At 70.3% G+C, this 13,030-nt stretch carries 11 protein-coding genes; 3 read left to right on the plus strand and 8 right to left on the minus strand.

The genetic code is table 11. The annotated features are described in order from the left end of the window. Positions 1–2: 2 nt before the first annotated feature. The 7 genes from AC07V5_RS17070 to gspG are packed head-to-tail and all read right to left on the minus strand — an operon-like array spanning position 3 to position 7,356. A complete protein-coding gene (locus tag AC07V5_RS17070) occupies positions 3–2,159 on the minus strand; it encodes a secretin GspD/PilQ domain-containing protein (protein WP_495116868.1) in 2,157 nt (718 codons plus the stop codon). Next, positions 2,156–2,668, minus strand: a complete 513-nt coding sequence (locus AC07V5_RS17075) for a hypothetical protein (protein WP_495116869.1) — start codon at positions 2,666–2,668, stop codon at positions 2,156–2,158. Before AC07V5_RS17075 ends, AC07V5_RS17070 begins: the two co-directional genes overlap by 4 nt. Next, positions 2,665–3,159: a hypothetical protein gene (locus tag AC07V5_RS17080; RefSeq protein WP_495116870.1), complete on the minus strand. Its 495-nt coding sequence runs from the start codon at positions 3,157–3,159 to the stop codon at positions 2,665–2,667. Before AC07V5_RS17080 ends, AC07V5_RS17075 begins: the two co-directional genes overlap by 4 nt. Next, complete coding sequence (locus AC07V5_RS17085; RefSeq protein WP_495116871.1) at positions 3,156–4,220, minus strand: PilN domain-containing protein; 1,065 nt, start codon at positions 4,218–4,220, stop codon at positions 3,156–3,158. Before AC07V5_RS17085 ends, AC07V5_RS17080 begins: the two co-directional genes overlap by 4 nt. Beyond that, positions 4,201–5,739: a GspE/PulE family protein gene (locus AC07V5_RS17090; protein ID WP_495116872.1), complete on the minus strand. Its 1,539-nt coding sequence runs from the start codon at positions 5,737–5,739 to the stop codon at positions 4,201–4,203. Before AC07V5_RS17090 ends, AC07V5_RS17085 begins: the two co-directional genes overlap by 20 nt. Beyond that, positions 5,736–6,920, minus strand: coding sequence for a type II secretion system F family protein (locus tag AC07V5_RS17095; protein WP_495116873.1), 1,185 nt, complete (start codon positions 6,918–6,920; stop codon positions 5,736–5,738). Before AC07V5_RS17095 ends, AC07V5_RS17090 begins: the two co-directional genes overlap by 4 nt. A gap of 10 nt (positions 6,921–6,930) precedes the next feature. After that, positions 6,931–7,356 carry a type II secretion system major pseudopilin GspG gene (gene gspG, locus AC07V5_RS17100; protein WP_495116874.1) on the minus strand — a complete coding sequence of 142 codons (426 nt, stop codon included), beginning with the start codon at positions 7,354–7,356 and terminating at the stop codon, positions 6,931–6,933. A gap of 134 nt (positions 7,357–7,490) precedes the next feature. On the opposite strand from gspG, the gene AC07V5_RS17105 reads away from it, so the two are divergent. Next, complete coding sequence (locus AC07V5_RS17105; RefSeq protein WP_495116875.1) at positions 7,491–9,365, plus strand: S8 family serine peptidase; 1,875 nt, start codon at positions 7,491–7,493, stop codon at positions 9,363–9,365. A gap of 141 nt (positions 9,366–9,506) precedes the next feature. Here AC07V5_RS17105 and AC07V5_RS17110 read toward each other — a convergent pair whose 3' ends face one another. Beyond that, on the minus strand, positions 9,507–9,857 hold the full coding sequence (locus tag AC07V5_RS17110) for a hypothetical protein (protein ID WP_495116876.1): 351 nt from the start codon (positions 9,855–9,857) through the stop codon (positions 9,507–9,509). Positions 9,858–10,134: 277 nt separating this feature from the next. Between AC07V5_RS17110 and AC07V5_RS17115 the strand changes: the two genes are divergently transcribed. Both AC07V5_RS17115 and AC07V5_RS17120 read left to right on the plus strand, forming a co-directional pair. Continuing rightward, complete coding sequence (locus AC07V5_RS17115) at positions 10,135–12,324, plus strand: phosphocholine-specific phospholipase C (protein WP_495116877.1); 2,190 nt, start codon at positions 10,135–10,137, stop codon at positions 12,322–12,324. A gap of 41 nt (positions 12,325–12,365) precedes the next feature. Further along, positions 12,366–13,019: a PEP-CTERM sorting domain-containing protein gene (locus AC07V5_RS17120; RefSeq protein WP_495116878.1), complete on the plus strand. Its 654-nt coding sequence runs from the start codon at positions 12,366–12,368 to the stop codon at positions 13,017–13,019. The last annotated feature ends 11 nt before the right edge of the window (positions 13,020–13,030 follow it).

A 13,030-nucleotide genomic window follows, 5' to 3' on the forward strand; every position in this document is an offset into this window, starting at 1 on the left:
GCCTAAGGCTTCTCAACGACGACACGGGCCTGGCCCTCGATGCGCAGCGGCTGGCTGCTGCCTTGTTCGTCCCGGCCGACCGCGCCGGCCAGGCCGAACTCGGCCGTCTGCCCACCGGCGGCCGCCAGCGCGCGCAGCACGAAGACACTTTGACCGCCGCGCGGGCCGAGCTTGAAGCGCAGCCGGCCGTTGGGGCTGACGCCCGCTTGGGCCGGCGCGAACAGCGAGGGGTCGTAGGCCAGCTCCCCCTCGGCCGTGTAGGCCGTCGGGTTGTAGACGGTCACCGACACCAGGTCTCCAACGACGACGTCGCCCGTGGCCGACAGGCGCAACGTGTCGGCGGAGGCCGGTGCGGCCGCCGGGCCGCTGCTGGCCGAGGTGGCTGCGCTTGCCGCGCCCGACATCGGCACCGCCACCTGGGCCGTCGGCCTGAGCCTGGCGCCTTCAGCGCCCGGGTTGGCGTCCACGCCCGACGCGAGGATGCTGCGGCTGGCGTCCGGCAGGCTGAGGTTGCGCAGCACATGCGGCGTGATCAGCAGCACGATCTCGGTCTTGCTGCGCGTGTCGGTGTGCACACCGAAGAGCCGCCCGAGCAGTGGCATCTCGGACAGATAAGGCACGCCGCTGATGCCCTTGCCGTCGTCCGCCTTGATCAGGCCGGCCAGCACCTGGGTCTCGCCATCGCGCAGCCGCAGCGACGTGCTCGCGTTGCGCGAGCCGATGCGATAGGCCGTGGCCGGCTGCGGGCCGCCCGAGCTCTCCTTGGTGCCCAGCGTCGACACCTCGAGGTTCACCTTCATGACGACCTCGTTGTCGAGCTGCACGGTCGGCTCGACCTCGAGCTTGATGCCGACGTCCAGGTAGGTCACCGCCGTCGACACGCCGACGTTGGCCGTCGACGTGCTCGTGAACACCGGCACCTTGTCGCCGATCTGCACCTTGGCCTTCTCGCGGTTGCGCGCGCGCAGCTTGGGGTTGGCCAACGTGTTGGACGCGCCCGCGCTGCCCTTGAGCCGCGCCGTGAGGATGGGGTTGGCCACCAGCGTCATGAAGCTGCCGCGGCTGCTCCAGGGCACGAGGCCGGGCGCATTGGGCTGGGCGTACTGAACGTCGGTGGAGGGCTGCAGGCCCAGCTCGGCGCTGCGGTCGGTGCTGATCTCCAGCACCTCGACGTCCAGCATCACTTCAGGCTCGGGCAGGTCCAGCCCGGCGATGAGCTGCTCCACCATCGCAATGACCTCGGGGGTGTCGCGCGCGACGAGCAGGTTCAGGCGCTCGTCGATGAAGACGTCGCGCGTCTTGGCCATCATGCGCACCAGCGCCTGGGCCTGCTTCACGTCGGCGTTGTTCAGGTAGAAGCTGCGCGTGACCAGCTCCTGGTGCTCGCGCTGCTTGGCGGCGGTGGCCGGGTAGATCAGCACCGAGCGCTCGTTCAGCAACTTGCGCTCCAGCTGCTGCGTAGCCAGGATGACGCGCATGGCCTCGTCGAGGCTGACGTCCTTCAGGTAGATCGTGACCTTGGCGTCGCCGCGCACTTCCTTGTCGAAGACGAAGTTCACGCCCGCGCCGCGGCCCATGGCCTCGAAGACGGTGCGCAGCGGCGCATCGCGGAACTCCAGGCTGACCGGCTTCTGATAGGCGGCTGCGAGCGCCGACGGCAGCGGTGGCGGGCTGTAGCGCTGGCGCAGCTGCTGCTGAAGTGCCAGCGCCTGCGGCTGGCCGGGGTCCTCGGCCAGCACTTGTTGAACGGCGGCACGCGCCGTGTCGAGCTGGCCGGCCTGGAGCTGGGCCTGGGCCTCGCGCAGCTTGGTCTCGTGGCCGCGGGCGCGCGTCAGTGCCTGGTTCAGCGCCCGCGTGCGCGGCGCGTCGGCATCGATGGCCTGCATGCGCTGCAACAGCGCCTCCAGCAGGTCGAGCTGTCCGAGGGCCTTGGCCGTCTCGGCCTGGCCGGCCAGGGTCAGCAGACTGCGCTCGCGCTGGCGGGCCAGCTCCATGCGCAGCGCCGGGTCCCGAGGATCACGGCGGTTGGCGTCGGCCAGCAGGCGCAGTGCGGCCTCGTGGTCGCCGCGTTGCGACAGCGTGTCGGCCTCGCGCAGCGCCGGGTTGGCGCAGCCGGCGAGCAGCAGGGCCAGGCAGAGAACAGAGAGCAAGGGCTTCATGAGGACGAAAAGGCGATGAACTGGCTTGGCCCTTGGGGCAGGCGTTTGAGGCGCAGGCCACCGGCCTCGATGGCCTCGATGCGCCACTGGCCGTCGATGACCTCGCCAACACCGAGCACGAGGCTGCGCTGCGGGCCGTTGAGCACGACGCGCGGCTGGCTGTCGGTCATGCGGCCGACGAGTTGGTAGGGGAAGGGCGGTGAGGCGTCTTCGGGCTCGGCTTCTGCGACCGATGCGATGGCGGGCGCAGCGGCGACGGTCGTGTTTGGCGCGGCGGCCTCGCCCCAGGCGCGGCGCGCTTCGGCGTCGGCTTCGGGCCAGGCGCCGCGTGTGCTGGATGCGGGGCCGGGCCAGTCCTGCGGCACGGCGGCTTTCGACGCGGAGACGCTGCGGCGTGGCGCCGGCGCGGCAACCTCGGGCTCGTCGTTGCCTGCGACCCAGGCCGTGGCCGCGAGGCTGATGCCCAGCGCGGCGAGCAGCGCGATCTGGCGCGGCGCGGGGCGCTTCATCTCGCGGCCTGCATGTGCAGCACCCAGGCCAGCTCGGCCTTGATTTCGCCCGTCGATTCCCGACGCAGCCGCAGCGCTTCCAGCGCCAGTGCCGGGTCGCGCCGCAGCGCTTCGGCGATGAAGCCGCGCAGCGCACCGTAGCGGCCGGTCAGGTTCATGGCAATGCGGTACTGGGCCAGGCCCAGCTCGCGGTCCGCCTGGTAGCGGAACTCGCTGCGTGGCCAGGGCAGACCCTGCTCGGTGGTCAGCGCAAGCAGGGCCGCGGTGCGCGCCTGGCGTTCGCTGTCGGGCGGCAGGCTGTGGGCGAAGGCGCTCGCGTCGGCCGGGGGTGGCGTGGGCATGTGCTGCAGGGCCGTGCGCCGGGCGGTGAGGGACTGGCGATGTGCGTCGAGTCGCGCCTGCTCGCGCGGCAGCCACAGCGCGCCCGCGATGGCCATCAGCGTCAACAGCGCCGCCGCTGCGGCCGGCCAGGCTTGTAGCCAGCGCTTCATCGCAGGCCTCCGGCGGCGCGGCGCACGAGCTCAAAGCGCAGCAGCGCGCCGTCGCCCGGCGTGTCGGGGCGCTGCAGTCGGGTCAGCACGACTTCTTCACCCGGCGTTGCCTGCAGCGCGAGGCGATCGACGAGCTGGGTCACGGCATCGGCCGCGGCGGCCTGGCCTTCCAGGCGCAGCGCCTTGCCGTCCAGGTCGAGGGCGGCGAGCTGCAGGCCGGGCGGCAGCGCGCGTTCCAGCTCGGTCCAGCGGGCAGCCCAGTCGGTGTCGAGCTGCCGCGCCGCCGCCCAGGTGCGGCCGCGCGCGGCGGGGTTGCGCGCCGCTGTACGCACGGGCGAGGGGCGGGCCATGCGGTCGAGCACGGTGGCCTGCTCGGCCAGGCGCTGGGCTTCCTCGCGCAGGCCTTGGGCCTGCACGGCGATGAGGGCGCAGGCAGCCGCGGCAGCAGCGGCCCAGGCCCAGACAAGCGGGCGCATGCGCGAGGGCTGGGCGATGAAGTCGGGGCCGGTTGTTCCACCAGGCGAGTCGAGGAGATCCTTGGCGTGCACGACGCGCGCGGCCCGGAGCTCGTGCAGCAGTTCGTCGTCGACATGGCGCTGCTGTAGTTCCACGAGCTGGCCGTCACGGCGGCGCAGCCAGGTCAACATGCCGTCGTCGATGACGGCCGTGTCGCCGTCCTGCGCCGGTGCAAGCGTCCAGCTCGGCCGCAGCGACACGACGCGCACGCGGTGGGCGGCCGCCGTGGTTTGCAGTTCGATCGGGTCTCCTTCGGCCAGCGCGCACGCGCCGCGCGGCCAGGCCGCCAGCGGCCAGTGCTGGGCCGCGTGGCCAAAGTAGTGCGTGAACTGCAGCCGCGCATAGCCGAGCAGCGCGGCATCGTCGGCCAGCGGCAGGTCTTCGGGCACGAGCAGGCTGTGCATGCGGTCAGGCCCGGCCAGCAGCGCGACGCGGGCCCCGGCATGCGCAGCGCACCAGGCCGCGAAGTCGGGCCAGGTCTGGCCTTGCGCATCGCGCAGCCCGTCGGCCGTCAGCAGCAGCCGTTCAGTCCGCGAGCGTGACACGTTCGAGTTCCTCCAGCGTGGACTCGCCGCGCAGCACCAGCGCCACGGCCGCGTCGCGCAGCGAGCGCATGCCACGGCCACGCGCCATCTCCTTGATGCGACCCAGCGGCGCGCGGCTGGCGATCAGGTCGCGCAGTTCGTCGTCCAGCCACAGCAGCTCGCTGACCGCGCGGCGGCCCTTGTAGCCCGTGCCGCGGCAGTGCGTGCAGCCGCGGCCATGCAGCAATGAGGCGTCCTCCGGCAGGCCGTGGTCGCGCAACTGCTGGGGCGTTGTCCCCAGCGGCTGCCGGCAGTGACTGCAGTTGATGCGCATCAGCCGCTGCGCGAGCACGCCGTTCAGTGCGGATACGACGTTGTAGAGGTCCAGCCCCATGTGCATGAAACGGCCGACGACGTCGAAGGCGTTGTTGGCATGCACGGTGCTGAAGACGAGGTGGCCGGTCAGCGCCGCCTGCACGGCAATCTGCGCGGTCTCGGCGTCGCGGATCTCGCCCACCATGACGCGGTCCGGGTCGTGGCGCAGCACCGAGCGCAGGCCGCGCGCAAACGTCAGGCCCTTCTTCTCGTTGACGGGGATCTGCACGACGCCGGGCAGCTGGTACTCGACCGGGTCTTCGATCGTGATGATCTTGTCGCGGCCCGTGTTGACCTCGCTGATCGCGGCGTAGAGCGTCGTCGTTTTGCCCGAGCCGGTGGGGCCGGTCACCAGCAGCATGCCGTGCGGCTGGCGCGCCAGCGCGCGGATCTGCGCACGCGCCTCGGGCTCGAAGCCGAGGGCGTCCAGCGTCAGCGCGCCCTGGGCCTCGATCTGCGCGCGGTCCAGCACGCGCACGACGGCGTCCTCACCGAACACGCTGGGCATGATGGACAGCCGGAAGTCCACCTCGCGGCCCTGCACGCGCAGCTTGAAGCGGCCGTCCTGCGGCAGGCGGCGCTCGCCGATGTCGAGTTCAGCCATGACCTTCAGGCGCGACACCAATTGTTCGGCGGCCTGCACGCCGTCGATCTGCTTCACGTCGAGCATGACGCCGTCGATGCGGCTGCGGATCTTCATGCCGCGCAGCTGGCTCTCGAAGTGGATGTCGCTGGCGCCGTCCTGGAGCGCGTCGTAGAGCGTGGCGTCGAGCAGGCGCACGACGGGGCTGGCCTGGTCGGCCAGGTTCAGCGCCGACAACTCCTGCGCAGCCTCGGTGTAGGCGCCGTCGCTGAAGCTCTCGACCATGCCCCCCAACGCGCGGTAGTCGGCCTCGCCGGCCTCCAGCAGCGCGTCAATGTCGGCCGCCTCGCAAGGCCACCAGAGCACCGGCTTCTTCAGGCGCGACTCGATGCGCAGGCGCAGCAGCGGTTCCAGCGGGCGGTCGGCCAGCAGCGCGAGGCGCCCGCGAGCGGACATGGCCATGACGGCACGCCAGCGTTGCGCGTCGGCATGGGGCCAGGGATCGAAGGTGAGCGTCCAGGGGCCGTCTGATGCGGGCAGACGATCCAGCACGTCGGGCTTGACGTCGATGGCCGCGTTCATTGCACCTGGTCCACCAGCTGAAAGATCGGCAGGTACATCAGCACGACGACCGTGCCGATCACCAGGCCCATGATCAGCATCAGCGCTGGATTCACGAGCCGCGTCACCAACTCCGACAGCCGCGACAGCTCCTCGTCGTAGAAGCCCGCGGCTTGGGCCAGCATGGAACCCAGCTCGCCGCTGTGCTCGCCCACCCGCAGCATGCGCAGAGACACCGGCGTTGTCAGCCCTTCGCGATGCAGCGAGCCTGAGAGCCGCTCGCCCAGGCGCACGGCCTCGGTCGCACGGTCCAGCGCGGCACGCAGGTGCGCAGCGGCCACGCCACGCGCGTTGACGAGGGCCGGCACGATGGGCACGCCGGCCAGCAGCAGCATGGCCAGGCATCGGTAGAGCTGGGCCAGCGCCAGCAGATGCAGCTTGGGACCGATGACGGGCAGCTTCCACAGCCGTGCCAGCAAGGCTTCTCGCAGTCCGCGCCGCCAGGCCCAGACGGGCAGGGCGATGAGGCCCGCCGCGATCAGCAGCAGCGCCATCGGATGCGCGCCGCTGAAGGCGCCGACGGTGATCAGCGCGCGCGATGCAAACGGCAGGTCGCCGCCAACGCCTTCGAGCAGGCCGGCAAAGCGAGGCACGACGAACACCAGCAGGAAGAGCACGACGGCCGTGCCCGCCGTGATCAGCATGGCCGGGTAGATGGCCGCCGCGACGAGCTTGCCTCGCAGCTGCTCCACCCACGCAAGGTAGCTGGCCTGCTCCGCCAGCGCCTGCTCGACCTGGCCGCTGCGCTCGCTGGCTTCGACGACGGCGACGAAGAGGGCGTCGAAGGCCTGGGGCTGCGAGGCCAGCGCGGTGGAGAAGGATTCGCCGAGTTGTATGCGTGCGACGACGCCGGCCAGTGCCGCGCTGACGGCGGGCGGGTTGTCCTGGGACTGCAGCGTCTGCAACGCCTCCAGCAGCGGGATGCCGGCGTGCAGCAGCACGGCCAGTTGCTGGGCGAACTGGCGGCGTGGAAAGCGGCCGCCGCGTGCCGTCAGCGGTGCGACCTTGACCGGGTCGACCGCCAGCAGCGCAGCGGGCGACAGGCCGAGCGCCGCGGCCACGCCGCTGGCGTCCGGCGCCTGCACACGCGCCTGTGCCGGTTGGTGCTGTGCGTCTAGGTAGCGGACGTCGAACTCAGCCATGGTCAGCACGTCACCAGGAGGTGAGGTCCGCGTCCTCGCCCTCACCGCCAGGTCGACCATCCTTGCCAAAGCTCAGCAGGTCGTAGTCGCCATGCTCGCCAGGTGAGCGGTACTGGTAGTCATTGCCCCAGGGGTCCTTGGGCAGCGCCTTGCTCAGGTAGGGCCCGGCCCACTTGGGCTCGTCGGCCGGCTTGGTGACCAGCACGGCCAGGCCTTGCTCCGTGCTCGGGTAGCGGCCGACGTCCAGGCGGTACTGGTCCAGCGACTTGGTCAGCGCATCGATCTGCGCACGCGCCGCCTTGACCTCGCTTTTGCCGATCTGGCCGAAGAATTTCGGGCCGACGTAGCCGGCCAGCAGGCCGATGATGACCATGACGACGAGCAGCTCCAGTAGCGTGAAGCCACGCGGTCGGTGGGAGTGGGGCAGGGTGGTCATGGTCCGAATGGGTCAGGGCGGCGCAGCTTAGGAAGCCGCGGTGACCATGACGTGAATGACGAACAAATGACGGCCCACGTAAGCCGAACGGCTCATGTCATGGCCGCTTCACCGCAGCCGCCTAAGGTGGCGTTGTGAAGACACCATCTCTGACCCCACCCCCACGGCCCGCCACGAGCGGACTGCGTTTCACCCAGTTCGTCGCCGCCGCGACCGTAGCCACCGTCACGGCGTCTGCCGTCGGGCTGGCCACGCAGACGCGGCCAGCCCTGGCTGCGCAAGCCCGCCAGGGCACGACGCTGATCGTCAAGCTGGCGGACGAAAGCCGCGACGGCGCCCAGCAGCAGGCACTGCTGCGCCGCGTGCTGGCGGATGCCGGCCTGCCGCTGAAGATCGAGCGCCCGCTGGGTGCCGGCTGGTGGCGGCTGCAGGCGGGCGCCGAAGCAGACGCCGGAGCGAAGGCGGCCTGGCTGGCCGCGCTGCGCGCCGACACGCGCCTGGCGCATGCGATGCCCGACCTGCGCGAGCAGCGCGCGGCCGTGCCCAACGACCCGCTGTTCCGCAGCGCGGCCGACCCGGCCTCCAGCCAGTGGTGGCTGGACGACCAGAACGACACCAGCAATGCCGGCGCGGCCGGTTTCACCAAGGCCTGGGACACGACGACCGGCTCGGCCACGCCCGTGGTTGCCGTGCTGGACTCGGGCACCACGGCACACGGCGATCTGAATGCCAACCTGCTGCCGGGCTACAACTTCGTCAGCAAGCCCGAGTACGCCAACAACGGTGGCACGGGCCGCAGCGCCGGCGCCAATGACCCGGGCGATGCGCTGAGCCAGGCCGAGCATGACGGCAACCTCGCGTTGTGGGACGGCTGCCTCGTGAATGACAACAGCAGCTGGCACGGCACGCTGGTGGCCGGCCAGCTGGGCGCCGTGACGAACAACGCCGGCGGCGTGGCCGGCATCAACTGGAATGCCCGCATCCTGCCGGTGCGTGTGTCGGGCAAGTGCGGTGCCTCGGTGGCCGACATGGTCGACGGCATGCGCTGGGCCGCGGGCCTGAGCGTGGCGGGCGTGCCGGCCAATGCCAACCCGGCCAAGATCGTCGTCATCGGCTTTGCGGGCGTCACGTCCTGCAGCGCGAGCGACAGCAACCCCGACGTCGCGGCGGCGGCGCGGCTTTATCTGGACGCCATCGCCGAGCTGCGCGCCAAGGGCGTGCTCATCGTGGCGGCGGCGGGCAATCTGCGCAGCGCCGTGGGCCGGCCGGCCAATTGCAGCGGCGTCTTCGGCGTCGCGGCAGCCAACCGCCAGGGATTCAAGGCCCTCTACTCCAACTTCGGCGCGGAGGTGCAATTGCTCGCGCCCGGCGGCGACGCCAACTACCAGCGCACCTGCGACACGGAGCTGGCAGACGCCGGTGTCGTGTCGACGATCAACGTCGGCAAGACGGCACCGGCTGCCGCAGGCTACGGCGCCGTCAGCGGCACGAGCTTTGCGGCACCGCAGGTGGCGGGTGCTGCGGCGCTGATGTGGTCGGCCAACCCCAACCTGACGCTGGCCCAGGTCGAAACCGGTCTCAAGGCCAGCGCGCGCCCGCATGTGACGGCGTACGCGCTGGGCTATTGCACGGCCACCAACAACAGCCGCTGCACGCTGCAATCGACCACGGGCGGCGCCGGCTTGCTTGACGCCGCAGAAGCCGTGAAATACGCGCTGGCGCCTGCCACCTACACCGCGCCCGTGCGCAGTTCACTGGCGCTGCAGAGCACCAACCTCAGCCGCTGCGGCCAGGCTCAGGGCAGCACGCCCATCCCGCTGACACCGCCGCCCCCGCCACCGCCGCCTCCTGCGCCGCCGCCACCCCCGCCCGCACCCACACCACCGGCACCCGCACCTTCCTCGGGCGGCGGCGGCGGTGCGGCCTCGGGTTGGTGGCTGCTCGGTCTGGCCGGCGCCGCTGCCATGCTGCGCCCGCCGCGGCCTAGGCGGGAAACCGAGAGGGGTTGAGCGGAGACGGCAGGCCTGGCGAGTTCCGCAGGCCGGCCTGCTGGCTTATTGGCCTGCCGGCCGGCGGGAACTGCCTCGTTTTCGTGCAGCGGAGCGAAGATCCTTTGGAGACAAGGACTTAGCTGTCGCGCCAGCGAGTTATCAACAGGCTTGCCCACGGTTGGGGTGAAGAACCTCGGCCCGCGAGAGGGCAGATTTCAGGGTCGTCAGTGCGTCCAGCGCACCTTGCTGGCGCGCCTGGATCTGCTGGAGCGGGCCGTCTGCGTCTTGCGGATAGTCCTGAAGCACACCCTGGAGTGACGCGATCCAGCCCACGAAACACCGGTCGATCACCAGGTAGGCGTTGGCACGGTCACGCTGTTCGGCCGACAGCCAGGCCTCTAGGAGCTGGTTGACCGGAAACCCCTCAAGAGCCGGGGCAAGCCGGGCCGCCTCATCGAGCAGGCGTTCCTTGGCAGAGTCTGGTGGGTCGTGGGTATGCGTGTGGTCCATCGTGTATCCGCTGGGAGCGTTCTCTCAAGACGTCCGGGTGCCATCCGGGCTGATGACCTGGTTGGCGGATGAATTCTAGAAAAACGGAGCGCCTCACGCATCTCGCCGGCCCGAATGCCGCGAGCTAACGCGCCCATGCCAGCATCCATCCGCCGTGCCGGCAAGTCGCTGATAAAGGCTTCAACGCCGCGTCGGCGTAGACCGTTCCGTCACGAGTTCTGCACATCGAGTTCCTAGAGTCCAGCGCAATCGCTAACTTCCTACTCGGAGTGCTCTGATGTCCAATCAAGACCGTCGTGGCTTTCTGCGCAGCCTGGGCCAAGCGGTCGGCGCCAGTGCGGCGCTGGCCAGTTTTCCCCCTGTCATCCAGCGCGCGCTGGCCATCCCTGCCAACCAGCGCACCGGCACGCTGCACGATGTCGAGCACATCGTCATCCTGACGCAGGAGAACCGGTCCTTCGACCACTACTTCGGCACGCTGGCCGGCGTGCGTGGTTTTGCCGATCCCTTCCCCGCGCCGGTCATCGACCGCCCCGGCACGTTCAGCGGCAAGACCGTGTTCGTGCAGCCCAACGGTGGCGGCGCCAAGGTGCCTGGAAGGCCGGACTGGGGTGGCCAGCGCACGGCCATCGCGCCCTTCCACCTGAACACGCTGCAGGACTTCTCGGTGATGCGCGTCAGCGGCACGCCGCACTCCTGGACCGACGCACAAGCCGCCTGGGACCACGGCCGCATGAACAACTGGCCGGCCGCCAAGCAGGCGCATTCGCTGGGCTATTACAAGGAGGCGGACATCCCGTTCCAGTTCGCGCTGGCGCGTGCCTTCACGCTGTGCGACCACTACCACTGCGCCACCCAGACCGGCACCAACACCAACCGCCTCTTCCTGTGGAGCGGCGGCAACGACCCGCTGGCGCTGGCGGGTGGCCCCTCCACGGACAACAGCCATGACTGGTTCGACGCCAACTCGTTGACGGACTACACCTGGACGACCTACCCCGAGCGCTTGCAGTCCGCCGGCGTCACGTGGCAGGTCTACCAGAACATGGACGACAACTTCACGGACAACTCGCTGGCGGGCTTCCGCCCGTACCGCGATGCCTGGTTCGGCCGCCCTGGCTTCTCCACGCAGCTGCGCGATCGCGGCATCAGCACGCGCGACCTGGACAAACTCAAGGCCGACGTGCTGGCCGACCAGCTGCCGCAGGTGTCCTGGATCGTTGCGACGGCCGAGGGCTCGGAGCACCCGGGGCCGTCCAGCCCCGCCTCGGGCGCGGACTACACCGCCCGCGTGCTGGAAGCGCTGACGGCCAACCCGGACGTCTGGTCCAAGACCGTGCTGTTCATCAACTTCGACGAGAACGACGGCTTCTTCGACCACCTGCCGCCGCCCGCCGCGCCATCCTATGAAACCTACGACACCGACCCCACCAAGGCCAAGTTGGCCGGCGCGTCGACCGTGGACACCGCCGGTGAGTACCACCATGTCCTGAACGGCAGCAACCCCGCCTACCAGCACCGCGCCTACGGCATGGGCCCGCGCGTGCCGATGTACATCGTGTCGCCCTGGACCAAGGGCGGCTGGGTCAACTCGCAGGTGCACGACCACACCTCGGTGATCCGCTTCATTGAAGCGCGCTTCGGCGTGCCGGAGCCACTGATCACGCCGTGGCGCCGTGCGGTCAGCGGCAACCTGACCGGCTGTTTCGACTTCGCAAGTCCCGAGGACAGCGCCTTTACGCAGAACCTCCCCGCCACGGCCGCGCTGCGCGCCCGCGCGCTGACGCTGCAAGGTACGAAGACACCCGCCGCGCCCACCGGGCTGGCCGCCCCCGTGCAGGAGAGCGGCATCCGCATGGCGCGTGCGCTGCCCTACGAACTGCAGGTGCAGTGCGGTGCTGCGGCATCCGGCGTCACGCTGCGCTTCGAGAACGTGGGCACGGCCGGCGCCGTCTTCCACGTCTACGACCGCCTCGCGCTGGCCCAGCTGCCGCGCCGCTACACGGTCGAAGCCGGCAAGCAGCTGGACGGTGTCTGGGCTGGTGCTGCCGGCGCGGCCTACGACCTGTGGGTGCTGGGCCCGAATGGCTTTCACCGCCACTTCACCGGCAACCTGCCCAAGGCCGGCGTCGCGCAGGCCCAGCCGGAGATCCGCGTGCAGGCCGACCGTGTCTACCTCGAGCTGAACGTCGAGCTGCGCAACGACGGCCCCAAGCCCTGCACCTTCGTGTTGCACACCAACCGCTATGCCAACGAGCCCGATCGCAGCTGGCCGGTGCTGGCGAACAGCGTGACCACGGTGCGCATTGCGGTGGATGCGTCGCATCGCTGGTACGACTACAGCATCAAGGCCACCGGCATCGCCGGCTTCGGCCGCCGCCTGGCCGGCCACCTGGAGAACGGCCAGCCGTCGATCAGCGACCCCGCCATGTCCGGCGCCGCGGTGCTCGACCAGACGCACCCGTGAGCCACACCACCGCAACTCCCTCTTCAAAGGCAGACAACCTCATGATCAAGCAAACCCTGGCCCTCGCCCTGCTGGCCCTGAGCTTCAGCGCGCAGGCGCAAGCCACGCTCGGCAGCAACCTCATCGTCAACGGCAACGCAGAAGCGGGTGCCGCCGGCTGGACCGGCTTCGACGGCTACGCGCTGTTCCAGTCGGTCGACTACGGCAACAACTGGGTGCTGCCCACGCAGCCCGGCCCGGTGGACCGCGGCGCCCGCATGTTCGCCGGCATCGGCGCGCAGAGCGCCGGCTTCCAGACCATCTCGCTCGGTGCCTTGGCCGGGCAATCGCTGCACTACGACCTGACGGGTTGGCTCGGTGGCTGGCTCGCCCAGGGCGACAACGCGCTGCTATATGTGTCCTTCCTCGACACGGTGGACAACGAGATCGGCCACGCCGTCATCGGCCCCATCATGCCGGCCGACCGCGGCAACCAGACGGGCCTGTTCTTCCAGTCCACCTCGGGCGATCTGCCGGCGAACACGGCTTCGCTGATGTTCTCGCTGTCCATGGAGCGCCAGGGCGGCGGTGACAACGACGGCTATGCCGACAACCTGTCCTTCGTGGTCTCCAGCGTGCCAGAGCCGAGCAGGCTGGCCTATGCCCTGATCGGCCTCGGCGTTCTCGGCGGCCTGCTGAACCGTCGTCGCCGCTGATACGGCTCGCC

The sequence above is a fragment of the Roseateles sp. GW821-FHT02E12 genome, assembly GCF_059421665.1.

What these genes read in the sequence shown, in the direction of transcription:
- AC07V5_RS17070 (WP_495116868.1), bottom strand. Translation starts at nt 2,159, where the DNA reads ATGAAGCCCTTGCTCTCTGTTCTCTGCCTGGCCCTGCTGCTCGCCGGC.
- AC07V5_RS17080 (WP_495116870.1), bottom strand. Translation starts at nt 3,159, where the DNA reads ATGAAGCGCTGGCTACAAGCCTGGCCGGCCGCAGCGGCGGCGCTGTTG.
- AC07V5_RS17115 (WP_495116877.1), top strand. Translation starts at nt 10,135, where the DNA reads ATGTCCAATCAAGACCGTCGTGGCTTTCTGCGCAGCCTGGGCCAAGCG.
- gspG (WP_495116874.1), bottom strand. Translation starts at nt 7,356, where the DNA reads ATGACCACCCTGCCCCACTCCCACCGACCGCGTGGCTTCACGCTACTG.
- AC07V5_RS17095 (WP_495116873.1), bottom strand. Translation starts at nt 6,920, where the DNA reads ATGGCTGAGTTCGACGTCCGCTACCTAGACGCACAGCACCAACCGGCA.
- AC07V5_RS17120 (WP_495116878.1), top strand. Translation starts at nt 12,366, where the DNA reads ATGATCAAGCAAACCCTGGCCCTCGCCCTGCTGGCCCTGAGCTTCAGC.
- AC07V5_RS17090 (WP_495116872.1), bottom strand. Translation starts at nt 5,739, where the DNA reads ATGAACGCGGCCATCGACGTCAAGCCCGACGTGCTGGATCGTCTGCCC.
- AC07V5_RS17110 (WP_495116876.1), bottom strand. Translation starts at nt 9,857, where the DNA reads ATGGACCACACGCATACCCACGACCCACCAGACTCTGCCAAGGAACGC.
- AC07V5_RS17075 (WP_495116869.1), bottom strand. Translation starts at nt 2,668, where the DNA reads ATGAAGCGCCCCGCGCCGCGCCAGATCGCGCTGCTCGCCGCGCTGGGC.